Source organism: Ideonella sp. FW305-24, assembly GCF_058788035.1.
Window position 1 is genome coordinate 124,319 of sequence record NZ_JBYTAI010000008.1, and the last position, 18,546, is coordinate 142,864.

General features: G+C 68.1%; 21 protein-coding genes. 14 read left to right on the forward strand and 7 right to left on the reverse strand.

Features of this window, described 5'->3' with window-relative positions:
* Positions 1–2: 2 nt before the first annotated feature.
* From AC3WR5_RS21315 to AC3WR5_RS21335, 5 genes are all read left to right on the forward strand, one after another.
* Positions 3–311: an AtuA-related protein gene (locus AC3WR5_RS21315; RefSeq protein WP_492487207.1), complete on the forward strand. Its 309-nt coding sequence runs from the start codon at positions 3–5 to the stop codon at positions 309–311.
* Positions 312–365: 54 nt separating this feature from the next.
* Positions 366–1,352 (forward strand): Bug family tripartite tricarboxylate transporter substrate binding protein, encoded by a 987-nt coding sequence (locus tag AC3WR5_RS21320; RefSeq protein WP_492486969.1) that lies wholly within the window; start codon positions 366–368, stop codon positions 1,350–1,352.
* Positions 1,353–1,479: 127 nt separating this feature from the next.
* On the forward strand, positions 1,480–2,721 hold the full coding sequence (locus AC3WR5_RS21325) for an MFS transporter (protein WP_492486971.1): 1,242 nt from the start codon (positions 1,480–1,482) through the stop codon (positions 2,719–2,721).
* 39 nt (positions 2,722–2,760) lie between these two features.
* Positions 2,761–3,156, forward strand: coding sequence for a tautomerase (locus AC3WR5_RS21330; RefSeq protein WP_325654347.1), 396 nt, complete (start codon positions 2,761–2,763; stop codon positions 3,154–3,156).
* A 54-nt stretch (positions 3,157–3,210) separates the two neighbouring features.
* On the forward strand, positions 3,211–3,519 hold the full coding sequence (locus tag AC3WR5_RS21335) for a UBP-type zinc finger domain-containing protein (RefSeq protein WP_141286022.1): 309 nt from the start codon (positions 3,211–3,213) through the stop codon (positions 3,517–3,519).
* 64 nt (positions 3,520–3,583) lie between these two features.
* Here the strand turns inward: AC3WR5_RS21335 and AC3WR5_RS21340 are convergent, their stop codons facing one another.
* Positions 3,584–4,465 carry an SDR family NAD(P)-dependent oxidoreductase gene (locus AC3WR5_RS21340; RefSeq protein WP_492486973.1) on the reverse strand — a complete coding sequence of 294 codons (882 nt, stop codon included), beginning with the start codon at positions 4,463–4,465 and terminating at the stop codon, positions 3,584–3,586.
* Between the two features lie 180 nt (positions 4,466–4,645).
* Positions 4,646–5,662: an aldo/keto reductase gene (locus AC3WR5_RS21345; protein WP_492486975.1), complete on the reverse strand. Its 1,017-nt coding sequence runs from the start codon at positions 5,660–5,662 to the stop codon at positions 4,646–4,648.
* Between the two features lie 96 nt (positions 5,663–5,758).
* Here AC3WR5_RS21345 and tam point away from each other — a divergent pair, with 96 nt between their 5' ends.
* Entirely contained in the window at positions 5,759–6,532 is a 774-nt protein-coding gene (tam, locus tag AC3WR5_RS21350; protein WP_492486977.1) for a trans-aconitate 2-methyltransferase, read from the forward strand.
* A 33-nt stretch (positions 6,533–6,565) separates the two neighbouring features.
* On the opposite strand, the gene AC3WR5_RS21355 is transcribed toward tam, so the two are convergent.
* Positions 6,566–7,291, reverse strand: coding sequence for an AAA family ATPase (locus tag AC3WR5_RS21355; RefSeq protein WP_492487208.1), 726 nt, complete (start codon positions 7,289–7,291; stop codon positions 6,566–6,568).
* A 188-nt stretch (positions 7,292–7,479) separates the two neighbouring features.
* On the opposite strand from AC3WR5_RS21355, the gene AC3WR5_RS21360 reads away from it, so the two are divergent.
* Positions 7,480–7,710, forward strand: a complete 231-nt coding sequence (locus AC3WR5_RS21360) for a hypothetical protein (protein WP_141286012.1) — start codon at positions 7,480–7,482, stop codon at positions 7,708–7,710.
* Between the two features lie 136 nt (positions 7,711–7,846).
* Here AC3WR5_RS21360 and AC3WR5_RS21365 read toward each other — a convergent pair whose 3' ends face one another.
* The 4 genes from AC3WR5_RS21365 to AC3WR5_RS21380 form a co-directional block, all read right to left on the reverse strand.
* Positions 7,847–8,455 carry a hypothetical protein gene (locus AC3WR5_RS21365; RefSeq protein WP_141286010.1) on the reverse strand — a complete coding sequence of 203 codons (609 nt, stop codon included), beginning with the start codon at positions 8,453–8,455 and terminating at the stop codon, positions 7,847–7,849.
* A 118-nt stretch (positions 8,456–8,573) separates the two neighbouring features.
* Entirely contained in the window at positions 8,574–10,088 is a 1,515-nt protein-coding gene (locus AC3WR5_RS21370; RefSeq protein WP_492486979.1) for a carotenoid oxygenase family protein, read from the reverse strand.
* 24 nt (positions 10,089–10,112) lie between these two features.
* Positions 10,113–10,538: a DUF2141 domain-containing protein gene (locus tag AC3WR5_RS21375; protein ID WP_141286007.1), complete on the reverse strand. Its 426-nt coding sequence runs from the start codon at positions 10,536–10,538 to the stop codon at positions 10,113–10,115.
* Between the two features lie 151 nt (positions 10,539–10,689).
* Entirely contained in the window at positions 10,690–11,481 is a 792-nt protein-coding gene (locus AC3WR5_RS21380) for an IclR family transcriptional regulator (RefSeq protein ID WP_492486980.1), read from the reverse strand.
* 115 nt (positions 11,482–11,596) lie between these two features.
* On the opposite strand from AC3WR5_RS21380, the gene AC3WR5_RS21385 reads away from it, so the two are divergent.
* The 7 genes from AC3WR5_RS21385 (at position 11,597) to AC3WR5_RS21415 (ending at position 18,368) form a co-directional block, all read left to right on the forward strand.
* Positions 11,597–12,628 carry a TRAP transporter substrate-binding protein gene (locus tag AC3WR5_RS21385; RefSeq protein ID WP_492486981.1) on the forward strand — a complete coding sequence of 344 codons (1,032 nt, stop codon included), beginning with the start codon at positions 11,597–11,599 and terminating at the stop codon, positions 12,626–12,628.
* A gap of 25 nt (positions 12,629–12,653) precedes the next feature.
* Positions 12,654–13,103 carry a type II 3-dehydroquinate dehydratase gene (locus AC3WR5_RS21390; protein ID WP_492486983.1) on the forward strand — a complete coding sequence of 150 codons (450 nt, stop codon included), beginning with the start codon at positions 12,654–12,656 and terminating at the stop codon, positions 13,101–13,103.
* A gap of 101 nt (positions 13,104–13,204) precedes the next feature.
* Entirely contained in the window at positions 13,205–13,522 is a 318-nt protein-coding gene (locus tag AC3WR5_RS21395; protein WP_141286005.1) for a hypothetical protein, read from the forward strand.
* 246 nt (positions 13,523–13,768) lie between these two features.
* Positions 13,769–15,184 carry a basic amino acid/polyamine antiporter gene (locus tag AC3WR5_RS21400; protein WP_492486985.1) on the forward strand — a complete coding sequence of 472 codons (1,416 nt, stop codon included), beginning with the start codon at positions 13,769–13,771 and terminating at the stop codon, positions 15,182–15,184.
* Between the two features lie 10 nt (positions 15,185–15,194).
* Positions 15,195–16,427, forward strand: a complete 1,233-nt coding sequence (arcA, locus tag AC3WR5_RS21405; protein WP_492486987.1) for an arginine deiminase — start codon at positions 15,195–15,197, stop codon at positions 16,425–16,427.
* A 14-nt stretch (positions 16,428–16,441) separates the two neighbouring features.
* Positions 16,442–17,440, forward strand: a complete 999-nt coding sequence (gene argF / locus AC3WR5_RS21410; RefSeq protein ID WP_141285999.1) for an ornithine carbamoyltransferase — start codon at positions 16,442–16,444, stop codon at positions 17,438–17,440.
* Position 17,441: 1 nt separating this feature from the next.
* Positions 17,442–18,368, forward strand: coding sequence for a carbamate kinase (locus AC3WR5_RS21415; protein ID WP_492486989.1), 927 nt, complete (start codon positions 17,442–17,444; stop codon positions 18,366–18,368).
* Positions 18,369–18,546 lie beyond the last annotated feature (178 nt).

The window sequence follows — 18,546 nt, forward strand, 5'->3', positions numbered from 1 at the left end:
CGATTGCGCTGCGCACGCTGGCCCACTCGCGCACCGGAGACAAGGGCGACACGTCCAACATCTCGCTGATCGCCTACGATCCAGCCCACTTCGCGCACCTGTGCCAGCACGTCAGCGCCGATGCCGTGAAGGCGCACTTCGCCGGCCTGGTGCGCGGCGAGGTGCGGCGTTACGAGCTGCCGCAACTGGGCGCGCTGAACTTCGTGCTCGAAGGCGCGCTGGGCGGCGGCGTGACGCGTTCGCTGGCGCTGGACGCGCACGGCAAGTCGCTCAGCTCGGCCCTGCTGGCGCTGGAGATTCCGGCGCCCTGATCCACCGATTGCCCGATCCGTTTGCATTTTTCCAAGACCAACAGGAGACACCCCATGGCTTCGTTTTCCCAGCCGACCCGGCTGCGCCGCCAACTGCTCGCCGCTCTGCTGACCGCCGCGCTGCCGCTGGTGAGCGCGGCCCAGTCCGGCTTCCCCGAGCGGCCCATCACCTTTGTCGTGCCCTTTGCCGCCGGCAGCGCCACCGACCAGCTGGCCCGCGCGCTGGGCAGCGCCGTGAGCGAGCAGACCAAGCAGCCCGTGGTGGTGGACAACAAGGCCGGTGCCAGCGGCATGCTGGCCGCGCAAAGCGTGGCCCGCGCACAGCCGGACGGCTACACCGTGCTGATTGCGACCAACACCACGCAGGCCGCCAACGAGCACCTGTTCAAGAAGCTGCCCTACGACCCGGTGAAGGACTTCGCGCCCGTCACCGGCCTGGCCAAGGGCGGGCAGGTGCTGGTGGTGCGCAGCGATTCGCCGTACAAGACCGCCGCAGAGCTGGTGGCCGCCGCGCGCAAGCAGCCCGGCAAGCTGAGCTTTGCCAGCGGCAGCGCGTCCAGCCGCGTGGCCGGCGAGATGTTCAGGCAGCTCACCGGCACCGACATCCTGCACGTGCCCTACAAGAGCAACCCGAATGCGCTGACCGACCTGATCGGCGGCCAGGTCGACTTCATGATCCCCGACACGGCCACCGGCGTGCCGCAGATCAAGGGCGGCAAGCTGCGTGCGCTGGGCGTGTCCACCACCCAGCGCATCGCGTTGCTGGCGGACGTGCCCACGCTGGACGAAGCGGGCGTGAAGGGCTACGACATGAGCTACTGGTTCGCCGCCTACCTGCCGGCGCATACCCCGCCGGCCATCGTCGCGCGGGTGCACGAGCTGTTGCTCAACGCCACGCGCAGCGCAGGCGTGAAGAACTTCAACGACAGCACCGGCACAACGGCCTGGACCTCCACGCCCGAAGAGCTTGGCCGCTTCCAGGCCGGCGAATCGCTGAAGTGGGGCAGGGTGATCAAGGCCGCGGGCATCGAGCCGGAGTGACGCTGCTTTGATCAGCCATGCCGGCGGCTCGGGAACCGCGGCTTGCCGAGCAGGCGCGGCGCCATCTGCAGACAATCGTTCGCAAGGCGCCTGCCTGTCCCGGCGCCACTCGGCTTGACGACGACGCATGGCCCCGACGACCGCCTCTCCACCTGACACCTTTTCCCTGCGCGGCATCGCCGTCTCGGCCTTCGGTCCCTCGTTGCTCTTCGGCATTGGCGAAGGTGCCATTCTCCCGGTCATCCCGCTGACTGCCCGAGACCTGGGTGCCTCGGTCGCGCAGGCCGCGTTGATGGTCACGCTGATCGGCATCGGCTCGATGGTCAGCAACATCCCGGCCTCGCTGATCACGCTGCACCGCGGTGAGCGCTGGGCCATCGTCGCCGCGGCCGTGTGGTGCGCGCTGGCGATGGCGCTGTCCGCCTGGACCGATCACCTCGGCCTGTTTGCGCTGGGCTGCTTCATGATCGGCATGTCGCAGGCCGTCTTCAGCCTGGCGCGGCAGAGCTACCTGACCGAGGCGGTGCCGCCCGCGTTCAGGGCACGCGCCATGTCCACGCTGGGCGGCGCGATGCGCGTGGGCCTGTTCATCGGCCCGTTCATCGCGGCCTTGGTCATCCATCACTTCGGGCTGACGGGGGCTTACGGCGTGGGCATCGGCGCATTGATCGTGGCCGCGGGCGTCGCCGCGCGCATCCCGGACCTGGTGCCGGCTGCCGATGAAACGCAGCCTCACGCTGTTGCGGCGTCTATCACCGCCAAGCCCTCGTTCCGGTCCATCCTGCGGGACCACCATCGCCTGTTCGTGACCCTGGGCATCGGCGTGCTGCTGGTCAGCGCGGTGCGGGCCACGCGGCAGGCGGTGATTCCGTTGTGGGCCGATCACATCGGCCTCACGCCTTCGGTCGCTGCGCTGATCTACGGCGTGGCCGGCGGCGTCGAGATGCTGGTGTTCTACCCTGCCGGCAAGGTGATGGACCAGAAGGGCCGGCGCTGGGTGGCCGTGCCTTCGATGATCATCATGGGCATCCCGTTGCTGCTGATGCCCTTCACCCAAGGTGCTGCCACGCTGCTGCTCGCGGCCTCGCTGATCGGCTTTGGCAACGGCATCGGCTCCGGCATGGTCATGACGCTGGGCGCCGACCATTCGCCCCGCACTGGCCGCGCCCACTTCCTCGGCGTCTGGCGCCTGATGTCCGACATCGGCTCGTCCTGCGGGCCGACGCTGCTGTCCTTCCTGGCAGCGACGTTGTCGCTCGGCGCAGGCATTGCCGCGACCGGGCTCATCGCGTTTGCCGCGGCGGCGCAGCTGGCGTACTGGATCCCGCGGGCGCACGCGGCGCGGCAGGCGAGGCAGCGGGTGCGCTGACGCCGCCGTTTTCCCTTGACCCGAAACCAGGAGCTTGCCGTGCCGTACCTGCAACTGGACGTCAACGACCACTATCCGACCGCCGTCAAGCAACGGCTTGCCGAAAGCATGTGCCGCACCTACGCCGAGATGATGTCGGTGGACATCCGGCGCATCAGCGTCGCGGTGCGCGAACTCGGCGAGGGTGGGCTGTGGCGCATGCCCGACCCGGACGCGCCACCCGTGCCGGTCTCGCTGATGATGCTGGACATCCGCCAGGGACGATCACCCGAGTTGCGGATGGCACTTGCCAAGGCGCTGTGTGCCCACTGCATCGAACAGCTCGGCCTGCGCGAGGACCGGCTCAACGTCGAATTCACGCAGCACACTGGCGACGAGATGTACCACCCGACGCTGGGCGGCTACAGCCCGGACTGGACGCCCGACGAGGCTTGAGCGCGCCGTACCGCCATTGTTCATCCATCCTCCGTCCATCCCGAGGGCATCGACATGAGACCCGTCTGTTCCCACACCGCCGGCATCCTGCGGGTGGTTCCCAGCGCGCTGGGCTGCGAAGACTGCCTGAAGACGGGCAGCGAATGGGTGCATCTGCGCCTGTGCCGACATTGCGGCCACGTTGGCTGTTGCGACGATTCGCCGCATCGTCACGCGACTGCCCACTTCCATGCCACGGGTCACCCGATCATCGAGGGCTATGACCCGCCAGAAGGTTGGGGCTGGTGCTATGTGGACCGGCTGGTACTCGATCTCGGCGAAAACACGACGCCACAGAACGGGCCGATTCCGCGCTACGTCTGACCCGCGCGGGTCGGGCAGTGCGGCAGCCGCAGGCGCTGCCGGTCCCTCGAACGGTCGCCGAGGTTCACTCGCCCCGCTGAGCCGCCATCGCCTTGCCCACCTCGTTCATGCCCTGAGCCGCGCCGCTGCCCGGCACCTGTTCGCCGTCCCGCTCGCTGACCTCTGCCCAGGCGGCGGCCAGTTGCTCCGGCACGTCGTCGCCGATGCCCAGGTGCAGGCCTTGGGTGAGGGTGATGTGGGCGGCTTCGAAGGTGCCGGCGCCGGCGCAGGCGATGGCGCGGTTGGGGGCGTCCTGGCTGATCAGCCAGAGCAGCGCGGGGGTCACGGCCTCGGGTTTGAGCGCTTCCAGCACCGCGGCCGGCATCAGGCCTTCGGTCATGCGGGTGGCAGCGGTGGGGGCCAGGCAGTTGACGCGGATGTCGAACTTCGCACCTTCCAGCGACAGGGTCTGCATCAGCCCCACCAGCGCCATCTTGGCGGCGCCGTAGTTGCTCTGGCCGAAGTTGCCGTAGAGACCGCTGGACGAAGTGGTCAGCGCGATGCGGCCGTATTGCTGGGCCTGCATCAGCGGCCACACCGCCTTGCAGCAATGCACAGCGCCCATCAGGTGCACGTCCAGTACCAGGCGGAAGTCTTCCAGCGTCATCTTGGCGAAGCTCTTGTCGCGCAGGATGCCGGCGTTGTTGACCAGGATGTCGACGCGGCCCCAGGTCTGCTGCGCTTCGTCCACCATGGCCTGCACGGCGGCCATGTCGGTGACCGAAGCCGAGTTGGCAATGGCCTGGCCACCCGCCGCAATGATCTCGTCGACCACCGGCTGCGCGTTGCCCAAATCGTTGACAACCACCTTGGCGCCGCGCGCGGCCAGGGCCAGCGCATGGCAGCGGCCCAGGCCGCCACCGGCGCCGGTGACGATGGCGACGCGGTCGTTGAATGTGAGGCTCATGACTGCCCCTCGTCCAACGAATACGTCGGCCGATCCCCCGAGGGGATGCGGGCCGGCTTGGGAGCGGCCCGGCGCTCGGCCCGCGTGACATGGCCAGGGTGTCTCATGCATGTTCCTTCTGGACTGCCGCGGCGCCAAGCGGCCGCGCACGCACTTTACCGGCCCGCCGCACCCGCCGACTCAGCCCGCCTCGCCGAAGGTCTCGGTGTCCACCTCCGCCTGCGAGCCGGCGTTGTAGCGCCCGCCCTGCACGCTGGCCACGTTGACGATCTCGTCCAGGCGTGCCATCTGCTGTTCGCTGAGCTGCACGCCGGTGGCGCCCAGGTCCTCGTCCAGGTGGGCGATCTGCGTGGTGCCGGGGATGGGTATCACATGTTCGCCGCGCTGCAGTAGCCAGGCCAGTGAGAGCTGGGCCAGCGAGCAGTCGGCTTCGTCCGCAATCGCCTGCAGCGCGGGCAGCAGCGTCAGGTTGGCCGCATAGGCCTCGGGCGCGAAGCGCGGCATGCTGCGGCGCAGGTCTGTGGGGACCAAAGCACTCACGTCCTTCAAGGTGCCCGGCAGGAACCCGCGCGCCAGCGGGCTGAAGGCGACGAAGGCCGTGCCCAGCTCGCGGCAAGCGTCCAGCACGGCGATCTCGGGGTCGCGGGTCCACAGCGAATACTCGGTCTGCACCGCGGTGATGGGGTGCACCGCATGCGCGCGCCGCAGCGTGCCGGCCGAGACTTCGCTCAAGCCCAGGCAACGCACCTTGCCCTCTTTCACCAGCTCGGCCATCGCGCCAACCGAGTCCTCGATCGGCACCTTCTTGTCCCAGCGGTGCAGGTAGAACAGGTCGATCACGTCGGTGCGCAGGCGGCGCAGGCTGGCCTCGCAGCTGGCCTTGATCGTGGCCGGGCGGCCGTCCAGCACGCGCTTGAGCTTGCCGTCTTCACCGGGCACGCCATGCAGCCCGCACTTGCTGGCCAGCGTGAAGCGGCTGCGGTGCGGGCTCAGTACCTTGCCCACCAGTTCCTCGTTGGCGCCGAAGCCGTAGAGTGCGGCAGTGTCGAACAGCGTCACGCCGCGGTCCAGCGCATGCAGCAGCAACTGCTCGGCCTGCGCCAAGGCGGGCGGCTGGCCGTAGGCATGGCTGAGGTTCATGCAGCCCAGGCCGATGGCGCTGACTTGGAATGGGCCGAGGGAGCGGGTGGGAAGCATGGTGACGGTCCTTGGCGAGATGGCTCAGCAGCGAGTCTAGCCACCCCGCGCGCATGGCGGAGCGCTGTAGAGTGAAGCCCCTGAAGGAGCGACACCATGAGCGACTGGAACCCCGCGCTTTACACGCGCTTTGAAGAAGAGCGCACCCGGCCCGCGGCCGAACTGCTGGCCCGCGTGGCACTGGCTTCGGCCGGCAGCGTGGTCGACCTGGGCTGCGGCCCGGGCAACTCCACTGAGCTGCTGGTTCGGCGTTTTGCCGGTGCGAAAGTCATCGGCATGGACAGTTCACCCGCCATGCTGGCCAGTGGCCGAGAACGCTTGCCCGGCGTGCTGTTCGAGCAGGGCGACATCGCCACCTGGTCGCCCCCCGCGCCGGTGGACTTGCTCTACGCCAACGCTTCGCTGCAATGGCTGCCCGGCCACGAGCAACTGGTGCCGCGCCTGCTGTCGCTGCTGGCACCTGGTGGCGCGCTGGCGATTCAGATGCCGGACAACCTGGACCAGCCCAGCCACGTCTCGATGCGCGAGACCGCCGCCGAGCCGCGCTTTGCTGCAAGCATAGGCGACGCCGGCCAGGTGCGGGCCCGCATCCTGCCCGCCGAGCAATACCACGACCTGCTGTCCCGCGAAGCCGAGGTCGACGTCTGGCGCACCACCTACTACCACCCGATGGCCGACGCCGCCGCCATCGTGCAATGGCTGCGCGCGACCGGCCTGAAACCTTTTCTCGAACCGCTGAGCCCGGCGCTGCAGGCCGAGTTCCTGGCTGCCTACCAGGCCCGCATCGAGGCAGCCTACCCGCAGCGCGCCGACGGCCAGCGCCTGCTGGCCTTCCCGCGGCTGTTCATCGTGGCACGCAAGAAGGCCTGAGCTTGGACACGTCGCCTTGTGCCAGCGTGATGTTCATGGCGCCATCAGCGCGCGCATCACGTGCTGGTGATGGGCCAGGAAGTCGCGGGTGATCTTGAAGTGTTCGGTGTCTTCGTAGGCGACCTGCGAGATGCCTTTGTCCGAGCAAAGGAAGATGTTGGCGTCGGGGTAGGCCATCAGCATCGGCGAGTGCGTGGCGATGATGAACTGCGAGTCGGCCAGCACCAGCTCGTGGATGCGCGAGAGGGCGGCGAGCTGGCGGGTGGGGGACAGCGCGGCTTCCGGCTCGTCGAGGATGTACAGGCCCTGGCCGCCGAAGCGATTCTTGAGTAGCGCCATGAAGGATTCACCGTGCGACTGTTCGTGCAACGAGCGCCCGCCGTAGGACGGCGTCACGCCAAGGTCTTCGATCTGGGTCGCCACGTTGAAGAAACTCTCCGCACGCAGGAAGAAGCCGTCTCGATGGCGCTTGTAGCCTTTGGCAATGCGAAGGCATTCATGCAGTTCCGAGTGCGAACTGTGGGTGCCGAAGTTGAAGTTCTTGCTGCCACCCTCGGCGTTGAAGCCCATCGCCACCGCAATCGCCTCCAGCAATGTGGACTTGCCCGAGCCGTTTTCACCGACGAAAAACGTGACCTTGGGGTGCAGGTCCAGGCTGTCAAAGGAGCGGATGGCCGGCAGCGAAAACGGGTAGCGAGCGAAGGACTCGACCTTGTCGCGAAGCAAGGTGATGCGCTGGATGTACTGGCTGGAAATCACGGACATGGCGGTTTCCGGGTTCGGGTGAATCCATTCTGACGGATGCACCCGATGGAAGCTTTCCATCGGTCCCGGCTGCAGTTCACGCGGCCGAACCCGTCATTCGTCGCAGCGCGCTGGCAGCCATGGGTGGCGTTTCCTAAAGTACATCCATCGACAACGGATTTGCACCGCTTCAGGAGCCCACCATGACCGCCACTTTCAACACCGCTCGCGCTGTCTCTGCCACGACCCAGTCGGGCGTTGAGCGGGTGGGTTTTGCGGGGCTGGCGCTGGTGATGACGTTCAGCGTGCTGGCGGCCCTGTCGCAGATCGCGGATCGCCAGGTTGATGGCGTCACGCTGGCCAATGCCGCGCGCTTCGATGCGCCGGCGCAAGTCGTGGTGATCGTCGGCAAGCGGGTCACCGCGAACGTCTGACACGGCGAGCGCGTCGCCCGATGGGCGGGCCGCTGGACAGCGGCCATGCGCGAGAAGCGCTGGCGGCCCAGGTCTTCAAAGGCCGGCCAGCCGCCTCAGGCGGACAACCGGTCTTGGCACCGGTTGTCCTGTGCCCTCAGGACTTCACAGCCACTTCGGCCGGGGCATCACCCGCAGGCAGGATCGCACCAGCGGTGGCCAGCGGTGCCGGCTGTGCCACGACAGTGGCCTTCTTCACAGCCAGCTTCTTCGGCAGCTTCGGGCCTGGCACTGGCACCACTGTTTCCACCGCAGGGGCGGCTGCGGCCGCTTCCGGCTTGGCTGGCTTCTTCGGTGCCTTCGCAGGCTTGGCTGCCTTGGCCGACGCCGCTTCGCTGAGCTTGGCGGGTGCGCTGGCTGCGACCACGGGCGCTGGCGCCGAGGCCAACAGCTTCTTTTCAAGCGCCTTGATCTTGCGCTGCGCCGAAGCAAGCTCCTTGCGGGTCTCTTCGTGCGCGGCCGTGGCGGCGGTCAACGCGGCGGCTTGATCGGTGGCGGCCTGCTTGCCGTCGGCCTTCAGCGACTTCAGGCTGGCCTTGAGCTTGGCCAGTGCTGCAAGCGCCGTCGCCGGCAATTCCACGCGCCAACCGTCTTCCGCTTCCGAGATCGAGGTGTAGTCCACCTTGGCTTCCACCAGGAAAGCCAGTTTCTTCGGCAATTCGAAGCGTCCTGCTTCGATGCGGCTGCGGTCGATCTTCTTGGCCATGCGTTCAATCCTTGAAAGAGGTAAGGGCCCAATCGTAACTTGCGCACATTCGCGGGTGTGGCCGCCGTCCGGCACGGTGTGCGAATCTGCCGCTTGCAATGGTGCCGGGCCGCATTCCTCAGGCAGCCGTGAAGTTGCCGTGGAAGCCATACGGCAACCCGTACGGCAGGGTCGCCTGCGCGACGGGTCCGTCCGCGAGGTGGCGCGCGTCCAGCAGGTTGACGCGTGTCACGCCATTGGCCGTGTCGAAGCTCGTGCCCAGCAGCCAGGCGTCGAGTTCGCCCTGCTTGCCAGGCTTGGGCACGACGATGTGCTCTTCGACCACCGTGCCCGGGCCGTAGTCATGGCGCTGCGTGCGGCCGGTCTGGAGGTCGCGCAGCTGCAGGCCGTGGAACCACTGCGGCCGGCCTGCGCCGCGGTCCCAGCTGGCGACGGTCAGCAGGTGGCGGGTGGCCTGGCCGTTGCGCAGCGGATGCACGCGTGGGAACTCGACGGTGTCCTGCATGCCTTCGACGCGGACCTTTCCGGTCCGCATGTCCAGCACCGCGAGTTGCGTGCTGGACCCGCCGAAGCTGGCCGGGTGGCCGGCCACCAGAGACGACGCCCCGTGCATCAGGAACTCGGGCGTGGGTGAGCTGACGAAGCTCAGCACGATGCTGCCGTCGGCGCGCTCATGGGCGTTGCCCACGTGGAAGACCATTTGCGACGGCAGCTCGAACACGCGCCGCTGGGCGATGTCGTCCTTCTTCATCACCAGGATGCGCAGCGGCTCCTTGGGTTCATGGGTGAAGGCCTTGCCGCCTGTCACGTCTTCGCCGAAGTTGAGCTTCACCGGCGGCAGCGGCAGCACGATGTGGCGCTCGGTGATCGCCGCATCGTGTGCCATGCCGCCGGGGTAGGGCGACTCGCCGATCTGCGCCTTGACCAGCTGGCCCATCGGGTCGACATGCCAGACCACCAGGTTCGCGCCGACGCTGCCGAAGTTCCACAGGTTGCCCTTGGCGTCCAGCTTCGGATGGGCCGAGAACGGCATCTGCGCCAGGCCTTGCTGCCAGGTCACCGGGCCCAGCGTGGCGAGGTCGTCGGGGCTGAGCGCAAACGCCGAGCCGCCTTCCCACATCGCCAGCACCCTGCCGGCGTGCTCCATCGCGTTGGTGTTGGCAACGTTGAAGCTGTCCGGGCCTTGCGCGGGTTCGCCGCCCTCGATGCGCGTGCCGTAGGCATTGAAGAGGAACTTGCCGGCCTTCTGCTCGGCGACCAGCTTGGGCGTGCGCACCAGGCGGCCGAGGTGGCGCACCGCGGGCTTGGCACCGCCGCTGAAGCTGAACTGCTGCACCATGCCGTCGCCCGCGAACCAGTGGTGGTAGCGCTGGCCGTCGCGCTCGTTCAGTGCCGGGCCGTTGCGGTAGAAGCGTCCACGGAATTCGGCGGGCCACTTGCCCGACAGGCTCAGCGCATCGCAGCGCAGGTCCTGATCGGTCACGCCCTTGAATGGCTTCAGCCAGGGTTGGCCGGCCACCGCATCGTCAAAGACCTGGCCCTCGGGCGAGCGCGCAAAGGCTGGCCAGCGGGTCGCGGCAGTCGCAGCGGCAAAGGCACGGAGGAAGGCGCGGCGTTGCAGGGTGGTGCGCATGGGGTGCTCCGCTTGGCCCGTCGACTACTTGGAGAGCTTGACGACGAGGGTCTCGGTGCCCAGCGGCACCTGTGCCGAGTCCCAGCTCGGTCCCATCATTGCGACCTTGCCCGAGGCGCCCCAGGGCTCGGTCGGCATGCCAAACGGGTTGGCGTCCATCTTGCCGTTGGCGTTCAGGTCTTGATAGGCCGTCAGCGCGACAGTGTCGCCGGTCAGGCCGCAGACCTGGATCGCCATCGTCTCGCCAGTCACCGCCAGTTGCAGCTGGCTTGCCGCGGTCTTGCGGAAGCTGGCAACGTCCGTGTAGGCCGCAACCATCAACGGCCCCTGGCCGGTGCGCAGGTTCTGCACCTCGACCTTGGCGCAGCCGCCCGGCGCTTCGGCGTGCGCCAGCGTGGCGAAGAAAGCCAGTGCGAGGCCGGCGGCGGCGGCGGTGAACAATGCTTTCATGAGGACTCCCGTGGTTGGCGAATGAGCGGACTCTAGGAGTGCTCGCCCTGCCTCGCACCGCGGATGCGACGGAACGGCGCCAGGCGGCGCGAGATGTCGGGCGGCGGCGCGAATTGCAGCCGGCGGCCGGCGCACCCGGCAGACTCGCGCTTCAGACGGTCCGGGTCTGACGACGGAAAAGCGGCGAAGCACCGCTGGCCGCCTCGATCTCCTGCGCACAGTGCAGCAGCGGCTCGCTGAGCTGGTCCATGCGGTATTCGGTCAGCCGCACCAGCGGGCCGGCAATGGTCACCACGCCAATGGTCTCGCCACCGCGCGCGCGCACCGGTGCGGCCATGGCCGACATCGACGGCGCGAAGACTTCGGTGATGCTGCTGAAGCCGCGCTTTCGGGCGCTGCGCACGAAGCCCATCAAGGCTTTCGCGGTGGTCGGTGCGCGTGGCCCGAAGTCCGCGGGCTTGCCGAAACCCTGCCGCGCCACCAACGCAAGCCCGTCCTCGTCGCTCAGCGTGGAGAGCCAGGCGTGGCCGGCGGCACTGCAGGACAGGCGGACCGACGAGCCCATGTCCGGGTCATAGCGCAGGCCGCGCCGCGCGCCCTGAGCCTTGGCGACGAAGGTCAGGTCCTCCCCGTCGACCACGGCCAGTCGCACCAGCTCGCCGCTGGCTTCGGCCAGCCGGTCGAGCGAAGACTGGGCCACATCCACCACGCCGGTGGCGCTCAGGTAGCCCAGCCCCAACGACACCAGCTTGATCGTCAGCACGTACTCGCCTTGTTCGCGCAGCTGCCGCACATACCCGCAGCGGCCCAGCTCGGTGAGCAGGCGGTGCGTGGCGCTGAGCGGCAGGCCCAGCGACGTGGCAATGGCCGAGATGGCCAGCCCGTCCGGCTGGCTGGACAGCAGTTCGAGGATCTTCAGGCTGCGTTCGAGGGGACCGCTCATGGCGTCACTGTAGCGCCGCGGCCATCGCCGATCCGGTGCGCGTATTCCATGATGGAAAGTCTTTCCACATTTGCCGAAGATGCCGCCCATCTGCTGTACTTCGCCTGGGACGCCCATGACTCTCGACCGCTGTTGTTCCCGCCGTCTGCTGCCGCGCTGGTTCGGCCTTGCAAGCCTGCTGTGTGCAGTGCTGTCTGCCGCCAACGCCCAGGACATCCAGGAGCGCACCATCCGCTTCGGGCACCTGAACAATGCCGACCACCCCGTGAGCTTTGGCGTGAAGCGCTTTGGTGAGCTGGTGGCGGCCAAGAGCGGCGGCAAGCTGAAGGTGCTGGAGTTCCCGGCCTCCACGCTGGGCAACGAGATGCAGCAGCAGTCGGCGCTGCAGGGCGGCATCCAGGAAATGTCGGCACCGGCCACCACCTCGCTGGCCGGCATCGTGCGCGAGTTCGGCCTGCTGGACTTTCCGTTTGCGGTGGCGGACTACGCGCAGGCCGATGCCCTGCTGGACGGCCCGCTGGGCCAGGCGCTGATCGCCAGGCTGCCGGAGAAGGGCTTGATCGCGCTGGGCTACTGGGACCTGGGTTTTCGCAACGTGACCAACAGCAAGCGGCCCATCACCAAGGCCGAGGACCTGGACGGCCTGAAGCTGCGTGTGATTCCCAACCCGGTCTTCCTCGACACCTTCAAGGCCTTCAAGGCCAACCCGGTGCCGATGCCGTTTGCCGAGCTGTACGGCGCACTGGAAGCCCGCGCGGTAGACGGCCAGGAGAACCCGTTTGCGGTCATCCTGTCGAACAAGTTCTTCGAGGTGCAGAAGTACGTCAGCGCCACGCGCCATGTGTATGCGGCCAACATCGTGCTGGTCAGCAAGAAGTTCTGGGACAAGCTCTCGCTGACCGAGCAGAAGATCATGAACGACGCGGCCAACGAGGCCCGTGGCTACCAGCGCCAGGTGAGCCGCGCCGCGGCCCAGCGTTCGGTGGGCGAACTGCAGGCCAAGGGCATGCAGTACAACGAGGTCTCGGCGGCGGAGCAGGCCCGCATGCGGCAGATTGCCAAGCCGGTGACCGAGAAATTCATGGCCAGCTACGACCCGGCCATCACCAGGCTCTACGTTTCAGAGCTTGCGCGCCTGCACCATTGAAGTACCCTTTGATCTCCCGTTCACCATGAAGATCCTCGTCCTCCACGGCCCCAACCTGAACCTGTTCGGCCGCCGCGAGCCGCACATCTACGGCACCACCACGCTGGCCCAGATCAACGGCCACCTGGAATCGCTCGCCAGCGAACTGGCCGTCGAGCTGACCATCTTCCAGTCCAACCACGAAGGCGCGCTGATCGACCAGCTGCATGCCCACATCGACACCGCGCAGGGCGCGCTGCTGAACCCGGCCGGCCTGACGCAGCACGGCGTGCCGCTGCACGACGCGATCAAGGCCATGCCGTTTCCCATCCTCGAAATCCACATGAGCAACATTGCCGCGCGCGAAGCGTGGCGTGCGCATTCCATCATTTCGCCAGCCGTGAAGGCGACGATCCAGGGCCTGGGCTGGCGCTCGTACACAGCAGGGCTGCGCGTGCTGGTCGAGACCCTGCGGGACGCGCTGCCGGTGGCCTGAATCCCCCGGTGCTGCGGGGCAAACAGGTTTCCGATAACCCCTAAAAGAGGGGTGGCGAAGGCGCGTGGCCTGTCGTTAGCATGCGGCCCATGAGCCCGTCGATGATGTCCGCCTCCCCCGCCTTGCCTGGCAGCCAGCAGTCTGCCAATGATGCGCAGGCCGCCGACGCTGGCCCCGATGCCGGCAACAACCAGCGCCTGCGCGACCTGGTCGATGCGCTGGGTGTGAGCCCTGCTGTGGCGCTCACGCTGTTCAACCGCGGCCTGGGCACCAGCGCGCATTCGGACAGCGAATGGAAGGCCTTGATGGCTTCCCCCTCAACGCCCCGTTTCCGCCCGCTGGACAGCCGCCTGCTGGCCCACGCCGAACAGGCCTTCGCCCGGGCGGCCCGTCCGCCGCGCCGCGGCATCCAGGGCTGATCAGCCGACGCTGCAGATCGGCGCGCTGCCGCGTTTGATGCGCGCTTGATGAGCGGCTGGAGGAGCGCGGCGACCGCGCGGCGCTTGTGGTGGCGCGGTTGATGGATGTCAAGGTGCGAGCCAGGCACCGGCCTAGAGTGACTGATGTCACAAAAGTCCGGGATCAAGGCCATGAATTCGCACCCTCCTCTCCGCAGTTCGCGGCCGTTGCCGCGCCTTGCAGAAGTGCCACGCGCATCACCCGTCATGGCAGTCGGGGGCCGGGGCGCGTTGGGGCTGGGCGCGCTCAGCAGCCTGGTCGTCGGCTCGATGATTGGCTCGGGCGTGTTCTCGCTGCCGCAGAACATGGCAGCGGGTGCCGGTGCCGGTGCCATCCTGCTGGGCTGGGCGGTGACGGCGGTGGGCATGCTGTCGCTGGCGCTGATGTTCGTGCAGCTGTCACGACAGGCGCCCGATGCGATTGGCGGCGTCTACGGTTATGCCCGTGCCGGCTTTGGCGACTTTGTCGGCTTCAACTCGGCCTGGGGTTACTGGCTCTCGGCGGTGATCGGCAATGCCGGCTACCTCATCATCATCTTCTCGTCGCTGGCCTACTTCCTGCCGAACCTGGGCTTTGGCGATGGCAACACCGCGGCCGGCATTGCCGGCGCGTCGGTGCTGTTGTGGCTTTATCACGCGCTGGTGCTGCGCGGCGTGAAGTCGGCCGCGGCGGTGAACACCGTCGTCACGCTGGCCAAGCTGGTGCCGCTGGCGCTGTTCGGCGTGCTGGTGGCGCTGGCCTTCCAGGCCCGCAGCTTCTCGCTGGACTTCTGGGGCAGCGAAGCCCTTGGCCCTGTGTTCGGCCAGGTCAAGTCGACCATGCTGGTCACCGTCTGGGCCTTCATCGGCATCGAAGGGGCGGCGGTCTTCTCGGGCCGGGCGCGTGAGCCTGGCGACGTGGGCCGTGCCACCGTCATCGGCTTCCTGCTGACGATCGTGCTCTACATGGCCATCACGCTGCTCTCGCTCGGCGTGGTGCCGCAGGCCGAACTGGCCGCGATGAAGAACCCGTCAACCGCTGCGGTGCTGGAGCGGGCGGTGGGTTCCTGGGGTGCCGTGCTGATGCTGGGCGGCGTGCTGCTCTCGGTGGGTGGCGCGATGCTGTCCTGGACCATGCTGGCCGCCGAGGTGCCGTTTTCTGCCGGCAAGGAGCGGGTCTTCCCCACGGCCTTCGCGCGCGAGAACGCGCAGGGCGCGCCGACGACCGCGCTGTGGTGGAGCAATGGCGTGGTGCAGTTGATGCTGCTGCTGTCCTTCTTCGCCGGGGATGCCTACCTGGCGCTGATCAAGCTGGCCACCTCGACCATCCTGGTGCCCTACCTCTTGTGCGCACTGTTCGCACTCAAGCTTTCGCTGCGCAAGGGCGGCGCAGCGCTCGGCCTGACCGGTGGCGTGGCCACGGTCTACAGCCTTTGGCTGCTGTACGCGGCCGGCCCGATCTACCTGCTGCTCACGGCGCTGATCTACGCGCCTGGCCTGGCGGTGCATGCCTGGTCCCAGCGGGCCCAGGGTCGCAGCGTGCTGCGCGGGGCCGAATGGGCGCTGGCCGCGGTGCTGGTGGCGGCAGCGGCGGCGACGCTGGCCATGCTGGCCAATGGCTCGCTGGACCTGGCCAAGATCTGAAGGACGCATGATGCAACAAGGTGTTTTTTCCGAAGTCGGCCGCCTGCGCAGCGTGCTGGTCTGCCGCCCCGGCCTGGCCCATCGCCGCCTGACCCCGGCCAACTGCCACGAGCTGCTGTTCGATGACGTGCTGTGGGTGGAGCGCGCGCAGCGCGATTTTGCGCAATTCGTTCACGAGATGCGCAGCCGCGACATCGAGGTGCTGGAGCTGCACGAGCTGCTGGCCCAGACCCTGGCGCTGCCAGAGGCCAAGCGCTGGCTGCTGGAACGCAAGATCGCGCCGGACACCGTTGGCCCCGGCATGCTCGAAGAGCTGCGCGCCGCGCTGGCCGAGCTGCCACCGGCCCGGCTTGCCGAACTGCTGATTGGCGGCATGACCAAGGCCGACCTGCCTTTCCAGCCGCGCGGTCTGCTGGGCGCCTACCTTGCGCTCGAAGACTTCGTGCTGCCGCCCCTGCCCAACACCTTGTTCACCCGCGACACCACCTGCTGGGTGGGTCATGGCGTGAGCCTGAACCCGCTGTATTGGCCGGCTCGCCGTGGCGAGACGCTGCTGACGGCCGCCATCTACCGCTTCCACCCGCGCTTCGAGAACGCGGGTTTCAAGACCTGGTTCGGCGATCCGACGCAGGATCATGGCCTGGCCACGCTGGAAGGCGGCGATGTGATGATGCTGGGCGAAGGCGTGGTGCTGGTGGGCATGGGCGAGCGCAGCAGCCCGCAGGCGGTGATGCAGTTCGCGCAGTCCCTGATGCAGGGCGGCGCGGCCCGCGCCGTGATCGCGGCCCAGCTGCCTCGCTCGCGCGCCGCGATGCACCTGGACACGGTGTTCACCCAGTGCGCACCTGACGTCTTCACCTACTTCCCCGAGGTGGTCAGCCAGATCGTCTGCCACGAACTTCGGCCGTCCGAGCACGGAGCCGGCCTGCAACTGCGCTCGCACGGCGACACGCCGCTGCTGCAGGTGCTGGCCGAGGTCATGGAGCTGCCGGCCTTCCAGGCCATTGCCACCGGCGGCGACCACTTCGAGGCCGAGCGCGAACAGTGGGACGACGGCAACAACGTGCTGGCGCTCTCGCCCGGCGTGGTCGTCGGCTATGACCGCAACACCACCACCAACCGCCGCCTGCGCGCGGCCGGCATCGAGGTGGTGGAGATCCCTGGCGGCGAGCTGGGCCGCGGCCGCGGCGGCGCGCACTGCATGAGCTGCCCGATTCAACGCGACCCCGTCGCCTACCGCTGAACCCGAGGTTCCTGATGAGCTACAACCTGCACAACCGAAGCCTGCTCTCGCTCGACGAGTTGAGCGCACGCGACCTCGACTACCTCTTGGGCATGGCCCACGAGCTCAAGCGCGCCAAGGCCGCCGGCACCGAGCAGCCGCAGCTGCGGGGCAAGAACATCGCGCTGCTGTTCGAGAAGGCGTCCACCCGCACGCGCTGCGCCTTCGAGGTGGCGGCCTTCGACCAGGGCGCCAACGTCTCCTTCATCGGCCCCGGGGATTCGCAGCTGGGCGAGAAGGAAAGCGTGAAGGACACGGCGCGCGTGCTGGGCCGGCTGTACGACGCGATCGAGTACCGCGGCTTCGCGCAGGCCATCGTCAAGGAACTGGCCGAGTACGCCGGCGTGCCGGTCTACAACGGCCTGACCAACGAGTTCCATCCCACGCAGATCCTGGCGGACTTCATGACCATGCAGGAGCATTGCAGCCGCCCGCTGTCGGAGATGCGCCTGGCCTACCTGGGCGATGCCCGCTACAACATGGGCGACACCTTGCTGCAGGGCGCGGCGCTGATGGGCATGGACCTGCGCATCGGCGCGCCACCGGCGCTTTGGCCCTCGCATGCGCTGATCCAGTCGGCCCAGAACAAGGCGCGCGACACTGGTGCGCGGCTGAACTTCTGCGAATCGGCCATCGAGGCGGTGCGCGGTGCGGATTTTGTCTACACCGACGTGTGGGTCTCGATGGGCGAGCCCGATGCCGTGTGGGACGAACGCATCGCGTTGTTGCGCCCGTACCAGGTCAATGCCGCGCTGATGAAGGCCACGGGGAACCCTGCGGTCAAGTTCATGCATTGCCTGCCGGCCCTGCACGACCGCAGCACCCGCAAGGGCGGCGAGATCTGCCGCAAGCACGACATGGACGGCCTGGAGGTCACCGACGAGGTCTTCGAGTCGCCGGCCTCCGTGGTGTGGGACCAGGCCGAGAACCGCCTGCACACCATCAAGGCGCTGCTGGTCGCCACACTGGCCTGAGATGCGCATCGTCGCAGCCTTGGGCGGCAATGCCCTGATCCGCCGCGGCCAGCCGCTCAGCGTGCAGACGCAGCGCGACAACCTGGTCGCTGCAGCCCAGGCGCTGGCGCCGCTGGCGCGCACGCATGAACTGCTGATCACGCACGGCAACGGCCCGCAGGTCGGCCTGCTGGCGCTGCAGGCCGCCGCCTACGCCGGTCAGTCCGGTGGCGAAGCCACGCCACTGGATGTGCTGGGCGCAGAGAGCGAAGGCATGGTGGGCTACCTGATCGAGCAGGCGCTGGCCAACCTGTTGCCAGAGCGCCGCTTTGCGACCTTGCTCACGCAGATCGAGGTCGACTCAGCCGATCCGGCGTTCGCCCATCCGAGCAAGCCGATTGGCCCGCTCTACAGCGAGGCCGAGCTGGCTGCCCTGGTGCGGCCGGCCCACTGGCAGTTCGGACGCGATGGCGAGCGCTGGCGCCGCCTGGTGGCGTCACCGCGGCCGCTGCAGGTGCTGGAGCTGCCCGTGATCCGCCTGCTGCTGGAACAGGGCGTGAGCGTGATCTGCGGCGGCGGGGGTGGCATTCCGGTGCTGCGCCGCGACGGGGTCGTGCACGGCGTCGAAGCCGTGATCGACAAGGACCACGCCAGCGGCCTGCTGGCCCGCCAGCTGGGTGCCGACCTGCTGCTGCTGCTCACTGACGTGCCCGGCGTGGCGCCGGACTTCCGCGCGGCCGAGCCGCAATGGCTGCACCGCACCACGCCTGCTGCGCTGCGCGAGCTGGCCCTGCCGGCGGGCTCGATGGGCCCCAAGGTCCAGGCTTGCATCGAGTTTGTCGAGGCCGGCGGCCCGCGCGCCGCCATCGGGCGGCTGGAAGATGCAACAGCGCTGGTCAGCGGCAGCGCCGGCACCCAGCTGAGCAAGCTCAGGCCCGCGCCTCGCTGACGCGCTGCAAAGGAGAAAAGCCCGCGACCATCGCTGGTGGCGGGCTGACTCTTCCGGACACCGCATTGGTGATGCGGGACGGTCTTCGGCGCTGGGTCACGGGTTCCCGCTGTTCCACCCAATCGTGTGGTCGGTTCTGCGCGTCAATGAATCAATTATCGGCAGCGCCTCGGTGAGC

Excerpts from the sequence above, each read along its gene's own strand:
- AC3WR5_RS21370 (WP_492486979.1), bottom strand. The coding sequence starts at position 10,088 with ATGCGCACCACCCTGCAACGCCGCGCCTTCCTCCGTGCCTTTGCCGCT.
- AC3WR5_RS21385 (WP_492486981.1), top strand. The coding sequence starts at position 11,597 with ATGACTCTCGACCGCTGTTGTTCCCGCCGTCTGCTGCCGCGCTGGTTC.
- AC3WR5_RS21380 (WP_492486980.1), bottom strand. The coding sequence starts at position 11,481 with ATGAGCGGTCCCCTCGAACGCAGCCTGAAGATCCTCGAACTGCTGTCC.
- AC3WR5_RS21400 (WP_492486985.1), top strand. The coding sequence starts at position 13,769 with ATGGCAGTCGGGGGCCGGGGCGCGTTGGGGCTGGGCGCGCTCAGCAGC.
- AC3WR5_RS21320 (WP_492486969.1), top strand. The coding sequence starts at position 366 with ATGGCTTCGTTTTCCCAGCCGACCCGGCTGCGCCGCCAACTGCTCGCC.
- tam (WP_492486977.1), top strand. The coding sequence starts at position 5,759 with ATGAGCGACTGGAACCCCGCGCTTTACACGCGCTTTGAAGAAGAGCGC.
- argF (WP_141285999.1), top strand. The coding sequence starts at position 16,442 with ATGAGCTACAACCTGCACAACCGAAGCCTGCTCTCGCTCGACGAGTTG.
- AC3WR5_RS21390 (WP_492486983.1), top strand. The coding sequence starts at position 12,654 with ATGAAGATCCTCGTCCTCCACGGCCCCAACCTGAACCTGTTCGGCCGC.
- AC3WR5_RS21365 (WP_141286010.1), bottom strand. The coding sequence starts at position 8,455 with ATGGCCAAGAAGATCGACCGCAGCCGCATCGAAGCAGGACGCTTCGAA.
- AC3WR5_RS21340 (WP_492486973.1), bottom strand. The coding sequence starts at position 4,465 with ATGAGCCTCACATTCAACGACCGCGTCGCCATCGTCACCGGCGCCGGT.
- AC3WR5_RS21325 (WP_492486971.1), top strand. The coding sequence starts at position 1,480 with ATGGCCCCGACGACCGCCTCTCCACCTGACACCTTTTCCCTGCGCGGC.
- AC3WR5_RS21395 (WP_141286005.1), top strand. The coding sequence starts at position 13,205 with ATGATGTCCGCCTCCCCCGCCTTGCCTGGCAGCCAGCAGTCTGCCAAT.
- AC3WR5_RS21360 (WP_141286012.1), top strand. The coding sequence starts at position 7,480 with ATGACCGCCACTTTCAACACCGCTCGCGCTGTCTCTGCCACGACCCAG.
- AC3WR5_RS21345 (WP_492486975.1), bottom strand. The coding sequence starts at position 5,662 with ATGCTTCCCACCCGCTCCCTCGGCCCATTCCAAGTCAGCGCCATCGGC.
- AC3WR5_RS21375 (WP_141286007.1), bottom strand. The coding sequence starts at position 10,538 with ATGAAAGCATTGTTCACCGCCGCCGCCGCCGGCCTCGCACTGGCTTTC.
- AC3WR5_RS21335 (WP_141286022.1), top strand. The coding sequence starts at position 3,211 with ATGAGACCCGTCTGTTCCCACACCGCCGGCATCCTGCGGGTGGTTCCC.
- AC3WR5_RS21415 (WP_492486989.1), top strand. The coding sequence starts at position 17,442 with ATGCGCATCGTCGCAGCCTTGGGCGGCAATGCCCTGATCCGCCGCGGC.
- arcA (WP_492486987.1), top strand. The coding sequence starts at position 15,195 with ATGCAACAAGGTGTTTTTTCCGAAGTCGGCCGCCTGCGCAGCGTGCTG.